Below are 23,343 nucleotides of genomic sequence, written 5' to 3'. Positions count from 1 at the left end.
CCATCCTCTGCCGGGCATGTCTGAAAGAAGGCCGACGCCTGTCATAAATAGCCTGCCATTCGAAAGCTCGTCGTACCTTTCCGCGCCACGACCAGATGATCGTGGACGATGACGCTGAGGCTGGACGCAGCCTTGACGATCCTTTCGGTCAAATCCCGATCCGCCCGGGACGGCTTGGAGCAACCGGAGGGATGATTGTGGACGAGGAGAATTGCCGTTGCCTCCAGGTCCAGGCAACGCTTCAGGATTTCGCGGGGCCAGGCCTGAACGGCCGACACGGTCCCGACGCCCATCACCTCGTCCGCGATCAGCTCGTTGCCCGCATTGAGGAACAGAACCCGAAACCGCTCGATCGGGTCATAGGCCATTTGCGCCCTCAAATAATCGAGCACAAACTCATCGCTGGAAAATATGGGCCGCTGCATGAGTGGCCCCTTCAGCATCTGTGTCATCGCACGCCTGAAGCTGAGGAAGGTTTGTTCGACCTCGATCGAGCCGTCCAGCAATTCGATCCTGGCCGCCGAACGCGCTGAGACAGTCTCACCAAGAGAGCCAAAGCGAGCAAAGAGGCGTTCCGAAAGTTCCTGCGCGCGATCAGGACAGGTAAGCCCGATCAGTTCTTCCAGGGCGCGTCGGCACCCAAACGTGTCAATCGTGCCTTGTGCCGCCAGGTGGCGATGATCAGGCCCAGTTGGGCGAACCAACTCCATACCGCCAGCGCCTGCATGTAGGCACGGGGAACCACGCTGGGCGCAATCATCAGTGCAACATGAATGATGACTTCGGCGCCCAGCATCCCGGCGATCCAGATCGGCCAAAAACGGGTGCTCCGAATTGAAAGCCATAGGAAAATGCCCAATATAAGCAAATCGATGATCAGGATGCCGGCTTCGACGCCCTGAAACCGGATTCCGAAAGGAGACGCGACAAACACAGTCAGGCTTGCGCCACCTAGCAGGGTGGCCGCACCGATACGCTCGGGTTGGCCACCCTTGATGAAGGCATAGGCGCTGCTCAGAAGCAGAAGAGCCAGGAACAATATTTGTCGCGTCATGACGTAGAGGAACGACAAATGTCCCGCTCCGTCAATTTCTCCCGGCGGTAGCATCATACCGCTCGGAGATGCTGTCCCTGGGCGGACGACCCTGCCCTTGCCACCTTCAGAAGGTCGCCATAGCTGGTCTCCGGCAATCCCATCGCGTCACTGGCATGTTTGAGATTGGCGTGGGTGGTGACTATCTTCTCGCGCGTTTCTGCAACGAGCAGCATAGCCGAGGCGGAGCTTTGGATGGCGTCCTGGCCGATCATGGCCGAGAGGCGGGCATCCAGTCGCGCAAGCGGCAATGCTGCATTGAGTTCGGCGATACGGGCGGCTGCGATGTCGATGGCCTCTTCGGCAGCGAATAAACGCTCGGCAACATGTTTGGCGACGGATTGGCGTTGAGCACGCATGGTTTCTCCTTCCCGCCCATCGGGGCAGGTCATGGTGATGGATTAGAGGATGTGCTGCTCTATTTTGCCACAAGGTCGTTGAGTACCAACAGCAGGGATATTCCGGCCCCTACGGCAAACAGCATCATGGGCGTGAGGATCGCGAACACGATCAGGGTGGAAGGTCCGTTCAGGTCATTGCGTTGCCTCCCGGCTGCGCGGAACGGCACGATGTCGAGCAAGGAGGAGGGCTGTTTGCGAACGCCATATCGGCGTTGTCCTTCTGCGAACAGATCCTCGAGTTCCTCTTGCGCTGGCTGTGCGTCCGCCTTGGTTTCGGTAGACGCATTTGACCCACAATGGGCTCTGCCGGGAATAGTCATCGGATAGGGGGGTATAATCTGCCCCCCCTTTCCAACCTCCCAGTCCACGAAAAGCTGGGCTGCTTTCCATCGCGAGACGTTCCCGAGTATCTGCCGGGTTTCCAGAATATGGTTGTTCACGGTATGAGGGGACAGGTTCAAGGCCCGCCCGATCTCCTTGGACGATAAGCCTTTGGCGGCTTCTCGCAGGCAATCGCCCTTACGCGCGCTGAGCCGCTCAAGCCGGTCTGAATAGTCTTCCTCGTTCAAGGGCGTGTCCCTTCGCCAGTTCGTGGCGACCGGAATTGGCGTCCTCTCAAATCATTATATTCGATTTTATTTTGCCGTCAGTATCCGGTTGCAGCCATTCTGCTTCAAACAAAAACCTTTCGAAAACATAGTCGTTCTGCATCGGGTTTAACAGATTGTTTTGCAAGCAATCCGAACCGGTCACGCTACGGCAGCGACGCCAGAGGATCATAGCTGGCGATAGGCTTGGCGCTTACGAACCCATCCCATCGTCCCCGGATACATGACGTTCGGCCGGGCGCTGCTCTGCAGCGATCGAGCCTCGCGAAGGAGAGAGGAGGCAAGGCGAGCGGAAGAGCCCAGAGGGATCCGGTTGCCATGCAATATTCTGAAATTCCTGCTCTGCTGCAAGATATTAAAGCATATCTTGTGACCGGAGGCTGGCCGCCTTCACGCCGTCGGCGTCGCGCGCATCTGCTGGAGCGTCTCGATGCCATCACAGCGCAACTGGACGCGGGGCCGCATCCAGCAGTTGCAGTCGCTAGGAGCAGACTGGAAGGCGCACCGGTGCTGCGCATCGATGCGGACGAGCCCCATATCGAGGAGACGCCGGAAGGCGTGTGGGTCAGGGGATGGATATGGGTGGAGCAGCAAGCCTTGGCGTCCTGCGATTCGATGCGAATGACGAAGCTCCGCAACGCGATTGCGGATTTGCCGCAGCAAACTCGCGCCGTTTTCCTAGCCCATTGCGTCGAGGGTTCTGCCTATCCGGCGATAGCCCGCAGGCTGAGGCTCGAAGTTGCTGAGGTCCAGTGCGAACTGGCATCGGCGCTTTTGATACTCTCGCAGGCCCTCGACGAGACATGAAGGACAATCCGCCAGTGCGGCTGACGCCGATGAAATCTCTTGAACTGGAATTTGAGGGTGCTTCCCTGTGCAGTAAGCTGGGCGGAACATGGCAGAAAGATCGAGGCCTATGTCTGTGTCCGGCCCATGATGACCATAACCCCAGCCTGTCGATCCGCGTTGGCGAGCGCGCATTGCTCTTCAAATGTTTTGCGGGCTGCGACAGGAGAGACGTCCTGCGGGCAATCCGGCATTTACGCCCGCCCCATTCGGAGCGACATATTTCGGCTTTGTCGAGCAACCTATCTTTGCCTCAAGCGGGGGCAGGTCCCGCCCTGCGCATATGGGACGCATCGGCAAAGCTCACCGGCACGCCCGCGCAAACCTATCTGTCGAAACGTGCGCTCGCGCAGCCCTGGCATGATTTGCGCTATAATTCACGCACGCCGCTGGGAAGAGGCCGGAGCGCGGAGTTCCGGCCCGCAATGATCGCAGCCGTGCGCGAGCGGCGTCGGATCGTCGCCATTCACCGCACCTTCCTCGATCCGAGAGCCGCCACCCGGGCAAGCGATCTGGCCGATCCCCGCATGATGCTCGGGCGTCCTGGTCGCGGCGCAGTACAACTTGTACCTCCCGGCCCGGTCCTCGGCCTGGCCGAAGGCATCGAAACCGCGCTGGCGGCGATGCAACTGCATGGGATTCCGGTTTGGGCGGTTCTTGGGGCGGAACGGGCCGGACACATTCTGTTACCCGACTGGCTCGATCGGCTCGTCCTGCTGTTCGACAGGGATGCGGCCGGTTGGAAGGCGAACCAAAATGCGCGCCTTGCTTATAAACGCCCTGGCCTGGAGATCATCAGCGCATGGCCACCACCGCCAAACAATGATTGGGCGGACGTCCTGGAAGGCCGGCCGCGCGCTGCCTGATCACTATGAAACGGAGGGCTGCCCTGCAATGCCAGGAACAGGGCAGCCGACGCCGTTCAACCGTTCAGACGATCCTTGATCGCCTTGGCAGGCGTGAACGTCAGCTTCTTCGAAGCCTTGATCGCGATGGTTTCGCCGGTGGCCGGATTACGGCCTTCGCGCGCCGCTATGTCCTTCACCTTGAACTTGCCGAAGCCGTTCAGGGAAATCTCGTCGCCTCTGGCCGCCGCGTCGGCGATCGCGCCGAATAGGGCGTCGACGAGTTTGCGTGCATCCGCCTTGGTCAGTCCATGATCGGCGGTGAGCGCTTCAGCCAGCTCGGAATTGTTCATAAACTTCCTCCTGAAATTATGCAGCTGCCGTGTCTAGCGCCACGGCATCGTGCCGTCACGCGTCAAAACGGCGCAAACGGAAGGAGAGGGGGAAGGGACCGGATGCGCGGTTCGATGTGCGGGCCGCAGCTTTTGCGGAGTTTGTTGCATGACCAAGCCATCCATCCTCGTCCCGGCAACCCATCTCACCAAGTCGCCCGTCAATGTGCGCAAGCGGACCGATCCGCGCGCTGACGCGGAACTCGAAGCCAGCATCGCGGGACATGGCCTCATCCAGAACCTCGTCGGGGTGCCGGTGTCCCGCAAAAAGGGTCATTATCGGATCACGGCCGGTGGCCGACGCCTTGATGCAATCCATCGCCTGATCGAGAAGGGGACGCTGCCGTCCGATCATGAGGTGCCTGTCCTTATTCTTACCAACACGAAAGACGGCCGTGAAATCAGCCTCTCTGAAAACTATGACCGGCTTCAGATGTCGCCTGCCGAAGACTGCCTGGCATTTCGCGATCTGATCGAGATCGAGGGTCGCAGCACAGCGGAAATCGCCAAGCGCTTCGGCATCGAGGAACGTTTCGTAATCGGGCGCCTGCGTCTTGCTAACCTCGCCCAGCCTATCTTCGAGGCGCTTGAAGCTGACGAAATCACCCTCGATATCGCCAAGGCCTACGCGACCACTGCCGACACCGGTCGCCAGACGGCGGCCTGGGAAGCGTTGCGCAACAGCTATTCGCGCGACAACGTCAATGAAATCCGACGGGCGCTCAATGGCTACAGCTACCGGGCGAACGATCCCAAGGCCCTGTTGGTCGGGCGGGATGCCTATATCGCAGCTGGCGGCCGTGTTGAGGACGCGGATCTGTTTTCCACCGCTGCCGACGAGCGCTGGATCGACACCCATATCCTCGATGAATTGGCCGAGGCGCAACTCACAGCTCAGGCCGAGGCGATCCGCGAGCGTGAGGGTCTGGGAGAGGTCCGCGTCGTCGCCGGTGCTCATATTCCCTATATGGAAACCTATGCGCTGCAGCCACTGACGGGCGCTGCCGAGCTGCTTACGGACGAGCAGGAAGCGCGCAAGCAGGAGATCGAGGATGAGATCGCGGATATCGAGCGCCTTGCCGAAGATGAGGATCATGAATCCCATGATGACGAGGAGCAGCGCTATGCCGCGCTTCAGGCAGAACTGACGATGATCGTTGACCGCGCGCCGGTGCTTGACGCTGAACAGAAAGCGTCTGCGCTCGCCTATGTCGTGCTCGCCGCCGATGGCACGCCGCAAATCCATCACCAGCTTTATGTCGCGCCGGTCTCCGATGAGGAGAGCGGCGAGGCCGACAATGACTGCGACGAGGGTGATGACGACGCCGGCGACGAAAGGCAGGATAACAGCATCGTCGGCGACGCTCGTCCGGCGATGAGCCAGCGCCTTCGCGAAATGCTGGCGATGATGAAGACAGAGCTGCTGGCGGTCCACGTCGCCAGCGATCCCGCGTTCGCGTTGAATCTGGGCACCTTCATCATGGTCGACCGGGAATCCCGCCTGGGATCCTTCGACATCCCGAGCGATCTACGGGCCTCCGCGCCGTCCCGACTCCTCGCCGACTTCAAGCCGACAACGGCCGCCGCCGGTGAATGGACGAAACTCGGCGAGGCGCTCGATCGCAGCTGGCTTCAACACCATACCGTTCCAGATCGCTATGAAGCCTTCTGCGCCCTTGCCGATGCAGCGCGCGCGGCCTGGCTGGGATGGGCGATCGCGCGCACGCTTCACGCGGTTCCTGCAGGACGCCGCGAGGCAGGCTTCCTCGATCATCTGGGGCGCAAGATGGGTATCGATGTCGCGGCCTGGTGGCGGCCGACGGCGCTGACCTATTTTGACAAGCTGACCAAGCCCGGCATCCTCGCTTTGTTCGAGGAGATCGGCGGACTGGAACTTCGCATGCGCTATTCCGGGTCGAAGAAGCACGATCTGGCCGCATCGGCCGAGCGGCTATTTGGTGGCGATGTCATCATCGAGCCTGAGATCCAGCAACGGGCGCTGGCCTGGCTACCTGATGAAATGCGGTTCGCCGTGCCGGAAAAATGCGCAGCGCCGACCGCGTCTGACCATAGCGGGAGCAACGTTGCGGACGGGGTGAACGAGGAAGGCGCCAGCGAAGGCGAAGAAAGCTTCGCGCAAGCCGCCTGAACACGGCCGGGGGCATGGCTTCATCCCCGCCCTCGGCTTCGGCCTTGGATAAAACTATTCAATGGTCCGAATGACTGACAGATGTCGATGTTAATTGCCTTCAGCGAGTTGCCGCTTGCCGTTTGCAGGGGCGCAGAGAATCGTCGAACTGACGGCCAAGCCGCGGTAGGCGATCATTTAATTCAGGCCGCAGCATTTCTTGTACTTGGCGCCTGACTCACAGGGGCATGGATCGTTACGCCCGGTCTTTTGGCGCTTGATGGTAACCGGTCGATCAGGGTCATTTTCAATCCGCCACTGGTGCAGCATTTCGACCCAGATCGGTATCAGGTCAGGTGCTTCCTTATCCCATCGGTCTTCCACAGTGAGAGAGAGCGTTTTCGTGCCATCGGCAAACGCGCGCAGCTCGCGGATGCCCTCGATCGCGGCGCGGCAACCGGCATCATCGTCTTCGAGGATGCGCTGCCATCCAGACGGCGCAAGATCCATCGCCTGCCCAAAGCCTTCGATCCACAACTCCCATAATGTCTCGTCCGACCGTGTGTCGATCTCCAGCACCGGTTCGAAGCTGCCCGGCTGGTCCAGGCAGGCCAGGATGACATGATAGTGGTGCATGACGAGATCGGTGAAATGTTGCAGACCGCCCATTTCGCTGAACTGCAGCATGCCCGTGCCGTCATCACCCGCCCAGATCTTCTTCAGCCATTGGCTGGGGGCAAGCAGATCGGGGCTGACGAGGATTCCGGTGAGGAAGCCGTCCAGTTGCGACAGCAGCATGCAATCCTCGCCCTGGTCAAACAGCAGCCGGTCGAGTTCGTCGAGATAGTCGGGTGGAATAGCCATGCCCTTCCATAGCCGCGCGCCGATCTCTCGTCATCGGCTCTGATCAGTCGCCCAGACAATCCAGGGAACGAAATGAAGGAGAGCGGGAAGGAACAGGAAGATTGTCCTTTTCTTGCATGAGGTGCCCATGACCTTGCCCCAACTTGCCTTGTCGCAGTCCCAGGATGCGCCCAGGCGCCTGTTCGCGGTCGCCCGTTCCCTTGCCCACCGCCTGCGCAATGGCGGCATGGTCAATCGCCAGTCGCTCAAGCGCATGATGACCCAGGCGTTCGGCGAGAACGACGCTGCTGGCGGCTGGTCGATGCGCGATGCCTATGATGCGCTCGAAACCGCGCAGGTGCTGTACCTCGCCGATCCGCAAAGCCCGCTTCTTGCAGGAACGCCTGCCGACATCTTCCAGCGACTGCGGCAGTTTGAACGGGCATTGCCCACCCAGACCTACCGCTCGGAAAAGCAGATCGACCTCCAGCAGTTCAGCACGCCCATCAGCCTCGCCTGGCTTGCTGCCATGGCAGCGCGCTGCCGCTCGGACGATATCCTGCTCGAACCCTCGGCCGGCACCGGCATGCTGGCAGTCCATGGCGCACGCGCAGGCGCGCGGCTGCTGCTCAATGAGCAGGATTCCGCACGCGCCGACCTGCTGTCCCGAAGCCTGGGCCAGATCGTGACGGGCCATGATGCCGAACATATACAGGATCTGCTGACCACCGAGCAGCTTCCCACGCTGGTGTTGATCAATCCACCCTTCAGCCGCAGTACGGGCCGCGGGATCGATCGCCATGCCGGTGCGCGCCATCTGCGCGGCGCATTGGCGTCCCTCGCACCTGGCGGGCGCTGCGTTGCTATCATGCCGGCGAGCTTTTTTCCCGAAGGCTCGGCAGCACCTGGCTACAATATAGTCGCAGAGCTTGTGCCGCCCCGCGTCGAAATCACCATATTGGGTCGCCCCTATGCCAAACATGGAACGGGGATCGATGTGCGACTATTGGTCTTCGACAAAGGATGGGTCGGCGAGCCGGAACGCCACGTCGCTGGCGACCTCGAAGCTGCACTGGCTCTTGTCCTCGCCATCCCAGATCGGCTCGATCTCCGGCAGCCGCCGCCTCTCGTTCCGCCACCAGCCGTTGCTCTGTTGCCCGCCCGACCCGTCATCAATATCCCGGCCAAAACTCTCTTTGCCCCTATGGGCGTCCATAGGCTCGCGCCGCCGTCTCGGGTCGCAGCGGTGGCAAATGATGCGCGGCCTGTCACCTACATGGTTCGGGAGGAGCCGCTTGCTCCCGGCGAGACCGTGGGCATTTATTCAGCCTGGCGGCCCGCCCGGATCGCTATTGATGGCGTTTCCAGCCATCCTGATGACCTTGTCGAATCCATCGCCATGGCCTCGGTGTTCCTGCCGGTGCCGCGCTATCGGCCCCTTCTTCAGACCCGGGCAGTTAGGGCGCTATCAGAGGCGCAGCTTGAAACCATCATTTATGCCGGTGAAGCGCATGCACGCGATCTTGTCGGCTGCTTTTCGGCCAACCTTGCCGGTGATCGCCTGATCGAGGACAGGGATGGCAAACTCTATCGGACCGGCTTTTTCATCGCCGATGGAACTGGTGTGGGCAAGGGGCGCGAGGCGGCGGGTATCATTCTTGATCAGTGGAACCGCGCCAATCGCCGCGCAATATGGATTTCCATGGCCGATCTTATCGAGGACGCCCGCCGCGACTGGACGGCGCTGGGCGGGCTTGCCATCGATATTCAGCCCATTTCAAACTTTCCGCTGGGCACGTCCATCACGATGGAAAGCGGCATCATCTTCCTGACCTATGCCGCCCTGCGCTCCGCGCGCCACGATACAGCCTCGCGCCTGCAACAGCTACTGGACTGGACCGGAGAGGATTTTGCCGGGGTGATCGTCTTCGACGAGTCTCACGCCATGGCGCACGCGGGCGGGACCGAGAATGATTTCGGAAAGGCGCAAGGCTCGGAACAGGGCCTGGCCGGCGTCCGGCTCCAAAATGCGCTTCCGCGTGCCCGCATTCTCTACATGTCTGCAACGGGCGCGGCCAGGCCAGACAATCTCTCCTATGCTGTTCGCCTGGGCCTCTGGGGACCAGGCACTGCATTTGCGACGCGCGACATGTTCATGAAGGCCATGGAAGAGGGTGGTATCGCCGCCCTTGAGGTCGTGTGCCGGGATCTCAAGGCCATGGGCCTCTACACGGCCCGGGCGTTGAGCTTTGCGGGCGTCGAATATGAGCCGTTGGAACATGCGCTGACGCCAGATCAGATTTCGATCTACGATGCTTATGCCGATAGCTGGAGCATTATTCATCGCGGATTGCGCGATGTGCTGGCCGAGATCGGCATAGTCGACAGGATATCGGGCAAGACCCAGAACGCCCGGGCGCGGGGATCAGCCCTCAGCGCCTTTGAATCCGCGAAATTGCGCTTCTTTTCCAGTCTCCTGGTCAGCATGAAAATGCCCTCGCTCATCAAGGCGATAGAGCAGGAACTGGCCTTGGATAATGCCGTGCTGGTACAACTCGCGAGCACGGGCGAGGCTATCATGGATCGGCGTCTCTCCGAACTCTCCGCGCAAGAACGAGCGATGATGGATATTCAGGTTTCGCCAAAGGAGACGTTGATTGACTATTTGAAGAATGGCTTTCCCGTGCGCCAGATGCGGGTTTTTCGGGCCGACGATGGCGCGATGCGCGCCGAACCGATGACCGATGCGCAAGGCCATCCGGTGCTTTGTCGGCAGGCGATAGCCGCACGTGACGAACTGATCGAGGAACTATGTGCGCTGCCCGGGATCCCGACCGCGCTCGATGCACTTATCGCGCATTTCGGAATCGACCGCGTTGCCGAGATTACGGGGCGCTCGCGACGCATCGTGACCGACACCACCGGTCGACAAAAAGTCGAGAGGCGTGGCGCGCGCGCCAATCTGTTCGAGGTTCAGGCGTTTCAGGATGGCCGCAAGTCCATCGCCGCCTTCTCCCTGGCCGGTAGCACGGGGCGATCCATGCATTCCGATCGGGGTTGTTCGAGCGCACATAAGCGCCGCACGCATTTTTTGCTGGAACTTGGCTTTCGCATCCTTTCGGCGGTGCAGGGCTTCGGTCGCAGCCATCGGACCAACCAGCTGACGCCACCCGTCTACCGCCCGCTTACCACCGATTGTCGCGGGGAGCGGCGTTTCCTCAGCACCATCATCCGCGGTCTGGAAGCGCTCGGCGCATTGACCAGGGGGCAGCGCCAGACGGGATCGCAGAATCTGTTCGACCCTTCCGACAACCTGGAATCGGACTATGCCCGCGATGCGCTCGTCCAATGGTTCCATCTTCTCTATGAAGGCAAGCTTCGCAGCGTCTCGCTCGCCGACTTCCAGGACATGACGGGCCTTGAACTTTGCGACGAGGGCGGGGAACTGCTGGAACGCCTGCCGCCCATTCACCGCTGGCTCAACCGCATCTTGGCGCTGCGGATCGCGACCCAGAATAGCATCTTCGAGGAATTTTTGGGGCTGGTCGAGGACCGCGTCGAGGCCGCGCGCGCAGTCGGTACGCTTGACCTGGGCATCGAGACGATCCGCGCCGAGAAAGTGCAACTTTTGTCTGACCGGCTCCTGCGCACAGATCCTGTGACCGGTGCCGAGACGAGGCTTTTGCGGCTGAAACTGCACCGACGCTCGCCGGTTACCAGTTGGGCTGCGCTGCAACTCGTCTGCAAAGGCACCGACAATATCGCGTGGCTCCATAATGCCCGTTCCGGTCGGGTTGCACTGTGTATGCCGACTTGGCCGGGACAGGACGAAGAGGGCGAATGGATCGAACGTTGCTATCTCATTCGTCCGACCGGTCAGGCGCGCATGGTTGTCGCGGCCTTGAGCGGCAGCCACTGGCACCAGATCGATCGTGACGCATTCCAGGTCTTTTGGGAACAGGAAGTAGCCGAAGCGGTGAAGAATCTCATGGTCGAAACCATCACCATGGCCACCGGCCTGCTGCTGCCAGTATGGCATAAATTGCCCGAAGATGACGTGCGCGTGTGGCGGATCGATGATGGCGCGGGGAGTTCGATCCTGGGGCGCATCATCCATCCAGCCGCTCTCGAACGGATCGAACGAGAGTTTGGCCTCGATGGCACGACAGCTCTTGGTCCCGTCGAAATCATCGATGGTGCGCGTTCCGCCGGCGGAGTGTCTATTCCAGGTCTCGGTCCGGCAAGGCTTGCCCGGGTTCATGTCAACGACAGCCCGCGCCTCGAAATACGGGACTATCGGCCAGAGGATCGGACCTGGTTGAAGGCTTGTGGCGCATTCACGGAGGTCGTCGCTTTCAAGACCAGATTGTTTTTACCGCCCGAACGGGCAGGCGAGATACTCGCGCGGATCATTGCGGAACGTGGCTGACACAAGACGGGTCAGCACTTGGTGGCTATCGCTCCGCGTTTTAGAACTCAGAGCAGGCGAAGGGCGGATCATTGGACCCACACTTCGCCTGAGCGCCTTACTCCGCGGAAGCTTTCGTTGGCGTTTCATCCGCCACATGGTTTAACTTCAACGTCCGGCGTCGGGTCCCTTTCGCCTCCGCAGATGCAGATGCTTTGGGCTTTGTGGCTTTGGCCCCGGTTTTCGTTTTGCCAACCGACTTTACGGCTTTCACAGTCATCGGCGCAAGCGTCACTTCCTGCGAGGCGGGCGATGTCTTCGTGCCGGCGCGGGGGGACTTCCGGGAAGTTGATGTCTTCCTGGCTGGTTTTGCCGACGCCATTTCGGGCAGCACTGGCTCAGGCTTAGCCTCGACTGGAACGATATCCTGCTGAGCGTCAGGCTCGGCAGCCGCGGCCTTGACCCGCCCGCGCTTGGGCTTTTCGGGGCTGGAAGGTGCCGGCACCGCTTCGACAACCGGCGCCGCTTCGACGACCGGTGCTGCCTCTTCAACTGGCGATGCTTCCTCCACCGGTGCCGTAACCTGCGTTTTTGCGCCGACCCGGCGTCCAAGTCCGAGCTTTTGCGCGACGATGCGCCGCTGTTCCGAATAGGCGGGCGCGACCATGGGATAATCCATGGGAAGATTATAGCGCTCGCGATACTCGGCCGGTGTCAGACCATTCACCGCCAGATGCCGCTTGAGGGTTTTGTATGGTTTGCCATCAAGCATGCTGATGATGTGCTCGCGTGAGCCAAGGCTCTTGCGGATCGAGACCGCGGGAACATGATCGGGCGCTACTGGCGGGGTTTCCACCTGGGCCTTTCGTTCCAACGCGCCGCGTGTCGCTTAAATGATTCCGGCAATCTCGCCGGCCGGAACCTGATTGTTGGAGAAATAGGCGCTCAGTAACTGCACCGTCATTGCGGTGAAATCAGACTGCTCGGTATCGGCCACGAAGGAACTCCCGGTTGAGGAATGAAGGGAAGATGCCGGATATCACCGGATGAGGATTGCAGCAGCTAAACGGGAATATGCTGCATTTGCAAGCCGGGAATGAAGGGCGTTCATCCGCACCGCAAAAGGAGAGGGGGAAGATCAAAGGGGGAGAACGACCGGTATCTTGTATCAAGGAAAGGCGTGCCATGTCCGACCGCGTATCCGCACATATCATGATCGGCGGAATAATTCCCCGCTCGCAATATCCCGATTTCGTCCAGGCGATCACCCACGATAATCCTGCTGTCGATTGGGACGGCACACCATTCGATCCCACATATCTTCCCGCAACCGACCCTCTCACGCTCATGGATCATGAAGTGGCCAATGGATGCTTCGAGAAAATCGAAGAAAGCTGCCGACGTCTTGGTCTCCATTATGTCCGATGGTCAGACGGATTTTGCGGAAGCTGCCCCTTTGTCCGCGTCATTTACCGGGGCCATGGCGAACCGCAAAACTTTGTCACGACGCAGGGTGACAAGAAGGTCTTTTCGATCGCGCGCATCCGGGAACTGGGAAGCATCGCGGCAATCGAAGCTGAATACAGACTGGCGCGTCTGAACCCGCCGCCGCTGGTGCTTGTCGATGAAGTGCCGAGCGATGAAGCAATGACAGAGACAATCCATGGCTGACCATTATGTTCAAGGATCCTTCGCGTTCACCTGCACGGCGCGTGAAAGCGCGCTGATCGAGGAGGCATGGCAGCACGCTTCCGATCTGCTGGCTGACCTTGCTCCAGGCGAACCGAGCGCCGAATTTCTCGCTGCGTTCATGCCGACCGATCTCGCCAATCCGTTCAACGGCCTGCTTGAGATTTTCGATGATCCCGACTTCCCGGACTTCGGTGCCGAGATCGAGATAGCGGGCGCAGCCCAGTGCATTGTCGCCATCTATGGCACGACCGACTTCCAGCCAGGTCCGATTGCTGAACTCATCCGGCGCTGTTACCAGGAGAGCTTGGAAGTAGCGCCTGTCGGGTTCGTCTGGTGCTATGGCTGTTCGCGCCCCCGCCGCGACAGCTTTGGTGGAGGATGGTGCGCGATATTCGCCGATCATGTCGAATTCGCCAGCACCCAGGAAGAACTGGCGCGACGGCTGGGCAAATCCGCCGCGACCTCAACGGCAGAAGCGTTCGATCCATGGATTGACGATCCCGAATATCCCTCGGCCGACTGGCAGGCCGAGGTCGCCAATGGCGATACGCGACTTGGCTATTGCGACTGGGTATTTGCGAGGACTGAAGCTGCTGGCAGCTAAAGTCCCATAACCGGAGCGCCGCTGGCGTAACGCGCCTCACTTCCCCCGATCTTCTTAAAGCAACAAGGATATCATGATGACCGACGCTAGCGCGCCGGGCGCGTCCGCGCGCCTCTATAGCCAAACCGAGTATGATGAACGCGGCAATTTTCATTATGAGGGCGATCTCTATCGCGCCGGTGAAGCGTTGCCATCGCTCGCGTCCCGGATCGAACGCCATCTGGCACAGCATTTTACCGGACCCGTCTTCGCGATCCGCACTGAGAAATTTTCCGGAGGGCGCAAAGTCATTGCGGAGATACTCGATTCCCCTGCCGACCTGACCGGCCGTGATGCGCAGAACGCCTTCATTGTCGAGGTGCGCGATCAGATGGAACGGTTCGGGTTCACGCGGACCAATCCGTTGCAGGATTTTTGGTCATGCAGTTTCTACTGCGAGGTCCGCATCGGCCAGGCCTATTGGTCGGCATTGGCAAAACGTCAGGGTATCCGCAATCCCGTCGACCCAGTGATATCATTGGCGGCGTTCAAGAAGCGCATCAAAGCCGGTGATCGGTTGAAGCTGATCGACGCGCCCGCCGGTCATCGACTTCTCGGGACGACCCGCGAAATCACGAAAGTGCGCTCCGGCGACCTTATCCTAGAAGGTCGTTCCTACCTGTCCTTTCCCCGGGCATCCTCCTTTGCCTGCGACGGCCGCCTGATCAGGATCGCCATCGGTTCGCAATATGGTCCCGACGATCATCTTCTCTACGAATGGCAAAAGGCTTCCTGAGTACGACCTCACTATCCGCTCAAACGCCGATCGGCCGCAAACAGCGCTTCAGAGGAAAATCCGTCGCCATCGGCCACCCGGCGCCGTTCATCTCACAATCAAGCGTGGAGGCCTGCGTGCACCAGCCGCATACCAAGGCCATGGCGGCGCTATTGCGCCGTAGCCAGCCGCGCTATGATCTCTATGCCGTCTTCGGTGACTGCATGGAGGCCATGGCGATCGCTATGGCCAACAGTGTCGATGTGCATCAACGCGAACCGCGTGAGGTTCGTTATCTGGATATCGTTAGGCGCTATCGGCCGGATGTCATCGATCTGTTTCCGCAAATATTGGGCGAACTGGTGCAGGCGCTCGAGGCTGGGCCTGGCGACGTGCCGGGCGCCCTGTTTCACGACCTCGAACTTCGCAGCAAGGCGCGTGGGCAATATTTCACACCCTATACGCTCAGTCGCTTTATGGCGCAGGCGGTTGTTGGCGATCCTGAAAATGTGAAAGAGATTATTGCCCAGCATGGCTTCGTGACCGCCATGGAACCAGCATGCGGCGCGGGATCGATGGTAATCGCGCTGGCCGAGGCTATGGGCGATATCGGCCATAACTATCAGCGTCACCTGCACGTGACGGCGATCGATATCGATCCGCGTGCGATCCACATGGCCTATGTCCAACTTTCTCTGCTTCATATCCCGGCACATCTTATGGTCGGCAACGCCCTGTCTGGTGAAATATGTGACCATTGGTTTACACCGGCCCATATTCTGGGTGGATGGGATGCCCGGCTCGCCGTTCGTCGATGTCACGAGCCCCTGGCCGCGACGGCGCCACATGTTACCAAGAAGCCAGGTCCGCCCACACCAGCGCGAGACGCGGTTCCGCCATTGCGCGAAGCAAGGGCATCGCAGCGATCCATGCCCCGACAGTTGAGCCTCTTTTGATCTCCCACATCTCACATCATAGGAGAGTGGCATGTCCCGACATGTCCATATCGACGCCCTGGGCCGGATACCGTCTGGTACAACAATCATTACCCTGGCCATCTGCGGACCGCGCGGCGGCATGCGTGCGGTCGAGGATATTTCGATTGATGAGGCCGAGAAGATGATGGCGCAGCTTCAGGCCGTCGTTGCTGCCGCCAAAGCCGAGACCGTCATCGACCCGGTGGATTGCTTCATGCAAGATGTCATCGACCGGCTCGGCGATCCGGCTCTCGCGCTCGATCCTTCGTTTCGTTCATGGTGTGCCGGAAATCATGGCCTGCTCAGTCCCCGACAGGCCGCTGAACGCTGGTGCTGCTGGCGCGTCGCCTGAGAGATCATTGCGGTCGGGATCATAGCTGGTTTGCCGGGCCTGCGTGAGAGGTCAATACAGGATGAGGCCCGTTCCTGGAATGAGCTGATCCAGAAAATCAAAATCGCGCCGGTTTCCGGTCAGCAGATCACATCCAGTCGCGGCAGCCTGTAAAAACAGCAGGGCGTCGTTCAGCAGGGCGATCGAATGCGGTTGACCGGAAAACCTTGTCACCATTCCTGCCAACATGCCGGCCTCTCCGAACACGCGCGAAGACGGCGCGCTCAGGCGATGCTCAGGGATATCGTCGATCGTCCGTCCCAGCGTCTTGAGAACCGAAGCCGTGCGTTTGTCGGCAGGATCGAGCGCGCCCATCAGGTGGGTCATCTCGGCAAGCGCGACGCGGGAATGATTGACGATCCTGTTCTCCAGCAAGGAGTCTACTTCAACTAGTGTCTTGCCCTGAAGCACATCAATATAGACGCAGGTGTCGAGCAGAAGCTCGCGGCCTATGACAGCTGCTCTGTGAGCGAGCGGCAATTCAGTTTCGGGGCGTCGCGACAGCCTGGCAGCAGATCGCTGCGGCCTGATCCTGCGCAACGAGGCCTTGCGATCAAATCCCAAGCGCAATATCCGCCGGGATCGCACCCTTCCGGCTCACAAGCCTGGCTCCAAAATCATCCTCAAGCGCCACCTTGGCGAGGGCATATTCGACGAGATCGGTGGTCGAGGCGATGCCGCTGCGCATCTTGGCGCGATCGATGAGTTCACGCGGCACGCGCGCGCCGACCGCACTGTTCGTGCCCGACAGCAAGCCCGCCGCCTTCGCAGCGGCCACGACCGCTCCATGTCGCTGGGACAGATGATCTTCGTGCTTCGCCGTCATCACAGACTCCTTTCGTTCAACATATACACTATTTTGTAAAACGCGCAAACGGCCGTCATCACTGCTGCCGTCGGTCGAGGTCTTGCGAAACCGCGATCGCATGACCCGAAAAAGGGGAGGTGAGGGGTGGGGATGTGACAGGGGCCGAGAAGCGCCTGTCGCTCTATATCTCAAGGAGACGATTTCCATGGCGACTCTTGCCCCCATGACCGACAGCCCCCGGCTCAAGGCTCCCTATCGGATCGATGTCTCGCGCGGACATATGAGCAGCCGCGTATCCTCCGAGTGGTTCTCACGCCCCGACGACGAGAAATATCTCTCGCTAACCAGCCTTTATGACGCCGTGCGCACTCGCGCGGACCGTGCGACCACGCGCATCGTCGAAAGCCGGTCGATCCGGGTCGAGGCAAAAAGCGACAATCCAGAGCGGCTGATGCTCATGGCGCCGGGCGATGATCGTCCGCTTGTGCCGACCAACTGGTCCTTCGGCCAGGTGGCAAGTCTCGTCGGTGCTCCGGCCTCCTATCTGCGCCAGTTGCCAGCCGCGCTTGCCGGCATCAATCTCCAGCATGGGCTGATCAACCACCGGGGCGAGCAGGTCAAACTGCTCCAGACCGAGAATGGCCGCCCCGAATTGCGAGCGGCTACCGGATCGGAATATGGCAGGATCTTCGACTGGGAACTGGTGCAGGCGGTGATGGCCTTTGCCGGCGATGGCGTCGGGGACACAAGGTGGAAGGTGCCCGGAACCATCGACTGGGGCAGCATGACCTATAACCCTCATGTCGATATCACCAGGGAGACGACCACACTTTACGCATCGGACCGAGACATTTTCCTGTTCCTCGTGGACGATACGCACCCCATTGAGGCGGGCAAGCTGCCTAACGGCGATCCCGACCTCTATTTTCGCGGTTTCTACGCCTGGAACAGCGAGGTTGGCTCGAAGACCCTCGGGATCGCGACCTTTTACCTACGCGGCGTATGCGCCAACCGCTGTCTGTGGGGTGTCGAGAATTTCGAGGAGGTCAACATCCGCCACTCGAAATTCGCCGCCGCCCGTTTTGCGCATCAGGCCGCGCCGGCGCTTGAGCATTTCGCAAACTCATCACCCTCGCATTTCATCTCCGGCATCAAGGCCGCCCGCGAGCGGATCGTCGCGCGCAAGGAGGAGGACCGCGAACCCTTCCTGCGCAAGCGCGGCTTTTCAAAAGCCGAGACGGCGAAAATCATCCAGACCGTGCTCGCCGAGGAAGGCCGTCCGCCTGAATCCATCTATGATTTTGTCCAGGGTATAACAGCGCTGGCCCGGTCGAAGCCGCATCAAGACAGCCGCCTCGACCTGGAAAACAAGGCCAGAAAGCTGCTCGAACAGGCGATCTGACGCCCGGCGATACCACTCCCATTCCTGCTTCACCTACTCACGGCCATCCCGGACACGCACCGGGATGGTCATCGTCATGAAAGGATGCCGCCATGCGCGCCCATTCGTCCCATTCCCTGCCACAATTTATCGTCGACATCGCCTTCTTCAGCGGCGGCGAGCAATATGCCACCGAGACCTACGTCGTTCCCGCATCCACCTGGTTCGCTGCGGAGCAACAGGCGCTGCAGATGTCCGTGAACAGCGTCTATGACGATGCGCGCATTCCCGACCTCAGCCGAACCGCTACCGTCCGCGCCGTCTGATCTCTACGCGCGATCTTTTCCAATCGGGCGCTTGTGCTGCGGAAATTAGCGGTATGAGCGCCGATCCGGCTGCTTTCGATCCCGCCTGGGTTGCTTACTGAACAGCCCACGGCTCCCGTCAACGCAGGCGCAAGTCCTCGCATCGGTATGCGCGGGCTATCCGGAGCGGCCCTGAGACCACGTCTGCGCCCTGTTCTCCGCCAAGGGTCTGAGCGCCGCCTTCTGTCCGCGCGTGCCGCGAGACCGTAGCCGAGCCCTACGTCGGTCGGGATCGTGTACGCCTCGCCACCTCACCCAGGAAACATGTTGATGACCCGCTACACGCTCTCCCATCTCGAAACCGCCGCGTGCTTGTGGGAGGCCGTCATCGAGCTTCGCGACCACCCGGCGGTCGCGCCCCATGCCGTCGATCTGGCACTCGCTCTGGGCAAAAGTGTCGATGCGCTGGGGACCGCGGCGCTGCGCCTTGTCGTGGTAGGCTGGGTCGATGCAGTGGAGGCCGCATGGCGCGCGGTCGAAGGCGAATATCCGTTGTCGTTCGACTGGGATTTCGTGCCCCGCTGGATTGCCGACGCGATCGACTGGTCGGATCCTCGCCATCCGGTTATCCGCAGAAAGGCACCCGGCCCCACTGCCCCAGTGACTTCGACTCCGCCCATAGGAGGTGACCCGGCTTCCAACCGCGAGGACCATCTCGCGCTTCTCGCGCGTGCGCGCACTGCCCTGGTAGCGCCCGATACTCTGGATCCACCGGCGCATTACGCCCTGATCAATGCTATCCGCGCCAGCGAAGACGCGATCGCCGCTTGCCCATTTCCATGGCCGATAGAGGTCCACACGGCAGTGATTGAACATCGGCATGGAATGAACATCCACGTCGCGGCCGATGAGATGGCTCTCGACGCGGAAATCGCCGCTTATTGCCGCGAATATTGGAGCGAGATCGACGATGCCCGCAATCCGAATGATCTGTCAAACACACAAGCAATATCAATCTATTTCGAATGTCATCTGTCGGAAAGCTGCACGAAGGATCGCGTGCGCCTTGCCCCAGTCGGACACCCATATCCCCTTGCTGCCGGATCGATCGAGCAAGGCCGCTATTGTGTACTGTCGACCGCACATCTGACGGTCCATACCGCCTCATGCCTCGATAAATGGGCGTCCTGGCCGCCCAGCGATCGACCGATCGACATCGCAGCTTCCGTCTATGGCTGGTTCGTGCCAACGCGCGCCATGGATGACGACCGCCGGGGGCAATTGCCGCAGGACCTGCTGCGGCTCATCGCCTTCGCGCGCACGCGCGGCTTTCAGTTCCTGCTCTTCGACTGTGACGGCAGTGACGTCGACGGACTGCCGCTCCACCATTGGTAGGGAGGTTTCCAATTTGGTCGCCCCGGCTTCCCCGCGACTATCCGAATTTCCCCGCGACCTGATTCCAGAAGCCGATCTTGCGTCCATGCACCTTGCGAAGATCGGCCAGCCAGTCCTCATGCGACACGATGTCGGTGTCGCCTGCGATACGGTCGGACAGGGCGGCCGCCGCCGCGAAGTCCCGCGCGGCATAGGGGTAATATTTCGAGCTTGCCCGGTCGAGGACGCCTGCGACCAGCCGCCTATAGAGCAGGGTCGCCCCGCCCGGATCGGCCTGCGCCAATGCCTCAGCGGCGGGACGCAGAACGTCATAAGCCCGGGCTTCAAGCTCTTCGAGCCTTTTCCTTGCCAGTCTGCCGGCGCGTTTGAGATCGGGCCAGGCAACCAGGAACGCCAGCGCCGATGTCGCCCGATCATATGCCATGGCCTGATCGAGGGCTTGCCTCTCCGCAGCGACATCCTCGAAATCGGGCAAAGCCCTGAGCCAGTCGCGCAGTACCTGCCCGTCGAGCCAGCGGTCGAAGATCGCCTTGCGCTGCGCCTGTACATCGTCCCTGCGGCCCAGTGCCTCAAAGGCCCGTAATTTGAGTTCGGCAAGCTCGCGCTCGTTATGGCTGCGCTCAACCGGCGCGTCGATCCAGTCGAGGGCTTCGACCGCACGGCCATGTGCGATCAATCGGGCGGCCACCTGCGCATTGAGCAGGGGATTGCGACGATCGGGATCGACCGTTGCAATATAGGCGTCCACATCGCCGTCGAGATCGGCGAGTTTGGGTAGCAGCCAGCCGACCTTATAGTCGAACTGTCGCCGGTCATCTCCTGTCTTGGCCGCCTGCCGCTCAAGCAGCATCCCGCGCAAAGCTGCGCGGCCCCTCTGTCCCAAGGCTGGAGAAGCCGCATCCGGCAGGTTGTCGAAGACACCGTAGCCATCACCCTCGATCAGCGTCAAAATATCCCCGGCGAGCAGTTCGACATTGGGCGCATCCGCCTGGCACCATAGCCCGCCCAGATCCTCGCCGCCCTGGCGGAATATCTCGCCGAGCGAACCGCTGCTGTCGTCGGATCTTTCGAACACCGGCTCGGCAAGGCTCAGGAACAGCCGCATGCTCTCGACCGCCTGGCTCAGCGAGTGTCCGGCTAGCGGCCCCATGATCGTTTCGCGTAACTGATCCAGCTCGCGCGCGAGTGCAGGCGCCTTGTCCCATTCGACGAAACCTCTCGAACGCCGGATGGTCTTCAGTCGCTTGTCGATCTCGTGCGCCAGCGCGCCGCTATCGTCCTTGGCCGCCAGCTCCATGCGGACGGCGCGGGCGAAGACGGCGTCACGCTCGGCCTGGGCGAGAACAAGCCGGGCAAGGCGAGCGGGTCCCAGCGCCTCGAGCGCTTCGGACGTCATCTTGCCCGAACCGCGACTGCCCTTTCCGGAGGCCGCCATCAGCCGTCCTGCCCTGATACCGACCCTGCCGTTCCCTGGATCAGGGCAAGCAGCATGGCGTGCAGTGCCTCCTCGGCCCGTTCGCGCCGTGCCGGATCGGTGGCGGCGATATCCCGGCGCATCCAGTCCGGCAGGCGCCGGAGCAAGGCGGTCAGTTGCGAATCCATATCCTTGGGCATTCCTCGTTCTTCGCAGCCGGGGACCGCTGCCGCAACAGCGGGTTGCACATCGGCCTCAACGGGCACCATGCCCTTTGACGACAAATGGAGGGGAGGAAGAGGGGAAGGGATGATGGGTTCCAGTCCGGAACCAGGGAGACCGTCATGCCCCTTCCCGCAACGATCCGTAGCGCCGTCAGCCCGGACGCGATCCGCCTCGCTTCACGCCTTTTTTCAGGCGACAGCCGGGACTGCCTTCATGAGATGTTCCAGAATGCCAGACGCGCCGGCGCCACCTGCATCGCGGTCGATCTGACCGAACAGGACGGCCGATCCCTTCTGCACATCCGCGATGATGGCTGCGGCATCGACGATCCAGCAGCCCTGCTGATGTTGGGACATTCAGGCTGGGGCGCCGACATCGCGCGCAGCGAAGACCCGGCCGGCATGGGCATGTTCAGCCTTGCCGGCCGCACGATCGAAATCCAGTCCTTCTCCCCCTCTGCCGCCACGGCCTGGAAAGTCCAGATCCCCGCGCACGCATGGGACAGCGGCGTGCCGGTTGCCATCGACCCGGCCATGATCGGTTGGGGCACGCTGATCTCGATCGAACTGCCGCCCGACTGGAAGCAAGGCTTGTCTGCGGTCGTCGCCGATGCAGCCAGTCACTATCCCTTACCGGTAACATTGAACGGGGCGCTGCTGCCCCGCGAAGACTTCCTCAAGGACGCCATGTTTGTCGAGAACGCCTGCGGCTGCCGTATCGGTGTCTATGACCGGGATCCTGATTGGCCAGGCGACCAACGCATCAATTTCCACGGGCACCGCGTCAAATGCGCCTTGCCTACGGTTCAGGAAGAAATGGATAGTGGCCGTCTCTGGACGGTCCGGATCGACATTATCAATGCCCCGGAAATTCATCTGGTGCTGCCGGCACGCAAGGAGGTGATCGACAACGCAGCATTGAAGGCCCTTCGCGACGCTGCCGAGCAGATCCTGTACCAGGCCATCGCGACCCGGCCGGACCATCGGCTGCCCTCTTCCGCCTGGCAGCGGGCCTGCGAGCTGGGCGTCACGCTGCCGCAGGCGCGCTCAGGGCTGGCGATCTGGCGGCCGCAGACCGCCGACGACTGCCATGGGCGCAGCAGCCGCATGATCGCTCCTGAAGGCGCAATGCTGATCGTGCCCTCCCTGGAGCCCGATATTGCGCAGGCGCTTGCGCTGGCTCGGGGCAAACCGCCCATCGAGGATGTACAACTCGTCGAGGCGGAAGACGCGCTGCAAGGCTACGCCTGGTATGACACGCTCCCGGTCATCAGGGATATTTCCCTGCGCATCGACCGGGAAGGCGCCGTGCATCGCTATGACGAGGATATGTGTCTCTCCGCCGATTTCGCTTGTGGCCTGGTCGACCGGATCGTCATCGAGCTGACGGTTTGTGAAACCGGTCGCGAGGACGCGCCACATAGCGTCCATTCTATCGAAATCCCGGCGCTCGTCTGCCGCAATGGCAGTTGGGATATCGAGGAGGCCATCATCCTGGCCACGCGCGATGGTGGCATAACGCCGGACCGACTGAGCCGCATGATCTATGCGACGATCTTCTGTGCGGCTGATGATGGCGACTGCGACAGCTGGGATACCCAGTCGCGATCCTTCGAGCGCGAAGCGCGGCAGCACGCTACGCATATCCTCCTTGGGGAGGACGCTGCCACCCTCGAAGCCATCAACATGAGCGCGTGGGATAATCTGAGCTGGCTGATCCCGCTCGATCGCAAGATCGTCATTCACGCCGAGCGCGGTGCCATCACGGTCGATTTCCTGCCGAATTGAAATGGCCCCTGAATTTGTTCGCCGCGCCTGTCGCCCCTGTCCCAAC

25 protein-coding genes are annotated in these 23,343 nt (G+C 61.0%); 13 read left to right on the top strand and 12 right to left on the bottom strand.

Annotation, left to right across the window (positions count from 1 at the left end; translation table 11 throughout):
* Positions 1-41: 41 nt before the first annotated feature.
* Genes AC07X9_RS18100 through AC07X9_RS18085 form a run of 4 tightly spaced genes read right to left on the bottom strand, consistent with a single transcriptional unit; the run spans position 42 to position 2,063 of the window.
* Positions 42-710, bottom strand: coding sequence for a JAB domain-containing protein (locus AC07X9_RS18100; protein ID WP_086486288.1), 669 nt, complete (start codon positions 708-710; stop codon positions 42-44).
* Positions 614-1,072: a hypothetical protein gene (locus AC07X9_RS18095; RefSeq protein ID WP_254908145.1), complete on the bottom strand. Its 459-nt coding sequence runs from the start codon at positions 1,070-1,072 to the stop codon at positions 614-616. The genes AC07X9_RS18100 and AC07X9_RS18095 overlap by 97 nt, the downstream gene beginning before the upstream one ends.
* Before the next feature lie 35 nt (positions 1,073-1,107).
* Positions 1,108-1,452: a hypothetical protein gene (locus tag AC07X9_RS18090; protein ID WP_086486290.1), complete on the bottom strand. Its 345-nt coding sequence runs from the start codon at positions 1,450-1,452 to the stop codon at positions 1,108-1,110.
* Positions 1,453-1,511: 59 nt separating this feature from the next.
* Positions 1,512-2,063, bottom strand: coding sequence for a helix-turn-helix domain-containing protein (locus AC07X9_RS18085; RefSeq protein ID WP_176342163.1), 552 nt, complete (start codon positions 2,061-2,063; stop codon positions 1,512-1,514).
* Positions 2,064-2,420: 357 nt separating this feature from the next.
* Between AC07X9_RS18085 and AC07X9_RS18080 the strand changes: the two genes are divergently transcribed.
* Together AC07X9_RS18080 and AC07X9_RS18075 are read left to right on the top strand one after the other, a co-directional pair.
* Positions 2,421-2,909 (top strand): sigma factor-like helix-turn-helix DNA-binding protein, encoded by a 489-nt coding sequence (locus AC07X9_RS18080; protein WP_086486292.1) that lies wholly within the window; start codon positions 2,421-2,423, stop codon positions 2,907-2,909.
* On the top strand, positions 2,906-3,814 hold the full coding sequence (locus AC07X9_RS18075) for a DUF7146 domain-containing protein (protein WP_176342164.1): 909 nt from the start codon (positions 2,906-2,908) through the stop codon (positions 3,812-3,814). Before AC07X9_RS18080 ends, AC07X9_RS18075 begins: the two co-directional genes overlap by 4 nt.
* Positions 3,815-3,870: 56 nt before the next feature.
* Here AC07X9_RS18075 and AC07X9_RS18070 read toward each other — a convergent pair whose 3' ends face one another.
* Positions 3,871-4,146, bottom strand: coding sequence for an HU family DNA-binding protein (locus AC07X9_RS18070; protein WP_086486293.1), 276 nt, complete (start codon positions 4,144-4,146; stop codon positions 3,871-3,873).
* 148 nt (positions 4,147-4,294) lie between these two features.
* Between AC07X9_RS18070 and AC07X9_RS18065 the strand changes: the two genes are divergently transcribed.
* Entirely contained in the window at positions 4,295-6,334 is a 2,040-nt protein-coding gene (locus tag AC07X9_RS18065) for a ParB/RepB/Spo0J family partition protein (protein WP_086486294.1), read from the top strand.
* 177 nt (positions 6,335-6,511) lie between these two features.
* Here the strand turns inward: AC07X9_RS18065 and AC07X9_RS18060 are convergent, their stop codons facing one another.
* Positions 6,512-7,177: a UPF0149 family protein gene (locus tag AC07X9_RS18060; protein ID WP_086486295.1), complete on the bottom strand. Its 666-nt coding sequence runs from the start codon at positions 7,175-7,177 to the stop codon at positions 6,512-6,514.
* 127 nt (positions 7,178-7,304) lie between these two features.
* On the opposite strand from AC07X9_RS18060, the gene AC07X9_RS18055 reads away from it, so the two are divergent.
* Positions 7,305-11,585 (top strand): strawberry notch-like NTP hydrolase domain-containing protein, encoded by a 4,281-nt coding sequence (locus AC07X9_RS18055; protein WP_086486296.1) that lies wholly within the window; start codon positions 7,305-7,307, stop codon positions 11,583-11,585.
* 97 nt (positions 11,586-11,682) lie between these two features.
* Here AC07X9_RS18055 and AC07X9_RS18050 read toward each other — a convergent pair whose 3' ends face one another.
* Both AC07X9_RS18050 and AC07X9_RS18045 read right to left on the bottom strand, forming a co-directional pair.
* A complete protein-coding gene (locus AC07X9_RS18050; RefSeq protein ID WP_254908148.1) occupies positions 11,683-12,438 on the bottom strand; it encodes a MucR family transcriptional regulator in 756 nt (251 codons plus the stop codon).
* 15 nt (positions 12,439-12,453) lie between these two features.
* Complete coding sequence (locus tag AC07X9_RS18045) at positions 12,454-12,561, bottom strand: MucR family transcriptional regulator (protein ID WP_254908149.1); 108 nt, start codon at positions 12,559-12,561, stop codon at positions 12,454-12,456.
* 77 nt (positions 12,562-12,638) lie between these two features.
* Between AC07X9_RS18045 and AC07X9_RS18040 the strand changes: the two genes are divergently transcribed.
* From AC07X9_RS18040 to AC07X9_RS18020, 5 genes are all read left to right on the top strand, one after another.
* Positions 12,639-13,235 carry a hypothetical protein gene (locus AC07X9_RS18040; RefSeq protein ID WP_254908150.1) on the top strand — a complete coding sequence of 199 codons (597 nt, stop codon included), beginning with the start codon at positions 12,639-12,641 and terminating at the stop codon, positions 13,233-13,235.
* Positions 13,228-13,860 (top strand): hypothetical protein, encoded by a 633-nt coding sequence (locus AC07X9_RS18035; protein WP_086486298.1) that lies wholly within the window; start codon positions 13,228-13,230, stop codon positions 13,858-13,860. The genes AC07X9_RS18040 and AC07X9_RS18035 overlap by 8 nt, the downstream gene beginning before the upstream one ends.
* Before the next feature lie 76 nt (positions 13,861-13,936).
* Positions 13,937-14,635: a hypothetical protein gene (locus AC07X9_RS18030; RefSeq protein WP_086486443.1), complete on the top strand. Its 699-nt coding sequence runs from the start codon at positions 13,937-13,939 to the stop codon at positions 14,633-14,635.
* Positions 14,617-15,570, top strand: coding sequence for an N-6 DNA methylase (locus AC07X9_RS18025; protein WP_254908151.1), 954 nt, complete (start codon positions 14,617-14,619; stop codon positions 15,568-15,570). Before AC07X9_RS18030 ends, AC07X9_RS18025 begins: the two co-directional genes overlap by 19 nt.
* 31 nt (positions 15,571-15,601) lie before the next feature.
* Positions 15,602-15,943: a hypothetical protein gene (locus AC07X9_RS18020; protein ID WP_140159641.1), complete on the top strand. Its 342-nt coding sequence runs from the start codon at positions 15,602-15,604 to the stop codon at positions 15,941-15,943.
* Positions 15,944-15,994: 51 nt separating this feature from the next.
* On the opposite strand, the gene AC07X9_RS18015 is transcribed toward AC07X9_RS18020, so the two are convergent.
* Together AC07X9_RS18015 and AC07X9_RS18010 are read right to left on the bottom strand one after the other, a co-directional pair.
* A complete protein-coding gene (locus AC07X9_RS18015; RefSeq protein ID WP_254908152.1) occupies positions 15,995-16,546 on the bottom strand; it encodes a type II toxin-antitoxin system VapC family toxin in 552 nt (183 codons plus the stop codon).
* Positions 16,536-16,808, bottom strand: a complete 273-nt coding sequence (locus AC07X9_RS18010; protein WP_086486444.1) for a hypothetical protein — start codon at positions 16,806-16,808, stop codon at positions 16,536-16,538. The genes AC07X9_RS18015 and AC07X9_RS18010 overlap by 11 nt, the downstream gene beginning before the upstream one ends.
* 187 nt (positions 16,809-16,995) lie before the next feature.
* Here AC07X9_RS18010 and AC07X9_RS18005 point away from each other — a divergent pair, with 187 nt between their 5' ends.
* The 3 genes from AC07X9_RS18005 to AC07X9_RS17995 all read left to right on the top strand — a co-directional run bounded on the left by AC07X9_RS18005 (position 16,996) and on the right by AC07X9_RS17995 (position 19,871).
* Positions 16,996-18,192: a DUF932 domain-containing protein gene (locus tag AC07X9_RS18005; protein ID WP_176342165.1), complete on the top strand. Its 1,197-nt coding sequence runs from the start codon at positions 16,996-16,998 to the stop codon at positions 18,190-18,192.
* A 92-nt stretch (positions 18,193-18,284) separates the two neighbouring features.
* Positions 18,285-18,497 carry a hypothetical protein gene (locus AC07X9_RS18000; protein ID WP_086486302.1) on the top strand — a complete coding sequence of 71 codons (213 nt, stop codon included), beginning with the start codon at positions 18,285-18,287 and terminating at the stop codon, positions 18,495-18,497.
* Positions 18,498-18,806: 309 nt separating this feature from the next.
* A complete protein-coding gene (locus AC07X9_RS17995; RefSeq protein WP_086486445.1) occupies positions 18,807-19,871 on the top strand; it encodes a DUF5983 family protein in 1,065 nt (354 codons plus the stop codon).
* 37 nt (positions 19,872-19,908) lie between these two features.
* On the opposite strand, the gene AC07X9_RS17990 is transcribed toward AC07X9_RS17995, so the two are convergent.
* Together AC07X9_RS17990 and AC07X9_RS17985 are read right to left on the bottom strand one after the other, a co-directional pair.
* A complete protein-coding gene (locus tag AC07X9_RS17990; RefSeq protein ID WP_086486303.1) occupies positions 19,909-21,306 on the bottom strand; it encodes a DUF6880 family protein in 1,398 nt (465 codons plus the stop codon).
* A complete protein-coding gene (locus AC07X9_RS17985; RefSeq protein ID WP_086486446.1) occupies positions 21,306-21,485 on the bottom strand; it encodes a hypothetical protein in 180 nt (59 codons plus the stop codon). Before AC07X9_RS17985 ends, AC07X9_RS17990 begins: the two co-directional genes overlap by 1 nt.
* Positions 21,486-21,629: 144 nt before the next feature.
* On the opposite strand from AC07X9_RS17985, the gene AC07X9_RS17980 reads away from it, so the two are divergent.
* Positions 21,630-23,297, top strand: coding sequence for an ATP-binding protein (locus AC07X9_RS17980; protein WP_086486304.1), 1,668 nt, complete (start codon positions 21,630-21,632; stop codon positions 23,295-23,297).
* Positions 23,298-23,343: the final 46 nt, after the last annotated feature.

This window comes from Sphingobium sp. GW456-12-10-14-TSB1, assembly GCF_059424385.1.
Note: the sequence above shows the minus strand (reverse complement) of the source record. Positions and strands in the feature narration are given on the sequence as shown.

Excerpts from the sequence above, each read along its gene's own strand:
- AC07X9_RS18100 (WP_086486288.1), bottom strand. The coding sequence starts at position 710 with ATGGAGTTGGTTCGCCCAACTGGGCCTGATCATCGCCACCTGGCGGCA.
- AC07X9_RS18090 (WP_086486290.1), bottom strand. The coding sequence starts at position 1,452 with ATGCGTGCTCAACGCCAATCCGTCGCCAAACATGTTGCCGAGCGTTTA.
- AC07X9_RS18080 (WP_086486292.1), top strand. The coding sequence starts at position 2,421 with ATGCAATATTCTGAAATTCCTGCTCTGCTGCAAGATATTAAAGCATAT.
- AC07X9_RS18075 (WP_176342164.1), top strand. The coding sequence starts at position 2,906 with ATGAAGGACAATCCGCCAGTGCGGCTGACGCCGATGAAATCTCTTGAA.
- AC07X9_RS18070 (WP_086486293.1), bottom strand. The coding sequence starts at position 4,146 with ATGAACAATTCCGAGCTGGCTGAAGCGCTCACCGCCGATCATGGACTG.
- AC07X9_RS18065 (WP_086486294.1), top strand. The coding sequence starts at position 4,295 with ATGACCAAGCCATCCATCCTCGTCCCGGCAACCCATCTCACCAAGTCG.
- AC07X9_RS18060 (WP_086486295.1), bottom strand. The coding sequence starts at position 7,177 with ATGGCTATTCCACCCGACTATCTCGACGAACTCGACCGGCTGCTGTTT.
- AC07X9_RS18055 (WP_086486296.1), top strand. The coding sequence starts at position 7,305 with ATGACCTTGCCCCAACTTGCCTTGTCGCAGTCCCAGGATGCGCCCAGG.
- AC07X9_RS18040 (WP_254908150.1), top strand. The coding sequence starts at position 12,639 with ATGCTGCATTTGCAAGCCGGGAATGAAGGGCGTTCATCCGCACCGCAA.
- AC07X9_RS18035 (WP_086486298.1), top strand. The coding sequence starts at position 13,228 with ATGGCTGACCATTATGTTCAAGGATCCTTCGCGTTCACCTGCACGGCG.
- AC07X9_RS18030 (WP_086486443.1), top strand. The coding sequence starts at position 13,937 with ATGACCGACGCTAGCGCGCCGGGCGCGTCCGCGCGCCTCTATAGCCAA.
- AC07X9_RS18025 (WP_254908151.1), top strand. The coding sequence starts at position 14,617 with ATGGCAAAAGGCTTCCTGAGTACGACCTCACTATCCGCTCAAACGCCG.
- AC07X9_RS18020 (WP_140159641.1), top strand. The coding sequence starts at position 15,602 with ATGTCCCGACATGTCCATATCGACGCCCTGGGCCGGATACCGTCTGGT.
- AC07X9_RS18010 (WP_086486444.1), bottom strand. The coding sequence starts at position 16,808 with ATGACGGCGAAGCACGAAGATCATCTGTCCCAGCGACATGGAGCGGTC.
- AC07X9_RS18005 (WP_176342165.1), top strand. The coding sequence starts at position 16,996 with ATGGCGACTCTTGCCCCCATGACCGACAGCCCCCGGCTCAAGGCTCCC.
- AC07X9_RS18000 (WP_086486302.1), top strand. The coding sequence starts at position 18,285 with ATGCGCGCCCATTCGTCCCATTCCCTGCCACAATTTATCGTCGACATC.
- AC07X9_RS17995 (WP_086486445.1), top strand. The coding sequence starts at position 18,807 with ATGACCCGCTACACGCTCTCCCATCTCGAAACCGCCGCGTGCTTGTGG.
- AC07X9_RS17990 (WP_086486303.1), bottom strand. The coding sequence starts at position 21,306 with ATGGCGGCCTCCGGAAAGGGCAGTCGCGGTTCGGGCAAGATGACGTCC.
- AC07X9_RS17985 (WP_086486446.1), bottom strand. The coding sequence starts at position 21,485 with ATGCCCAAGGATATGGATTCGCAACTGACCGCCTTGCTCCGGCGCCTG.
- AC07X9_RS17980 (WP_086486304.1), top strand. The coding sequence starts at position 21,630 with ATGCCCCTTCCCGCAACGATCCGTAGCGCCGTCAGCCCGGACGCGATC.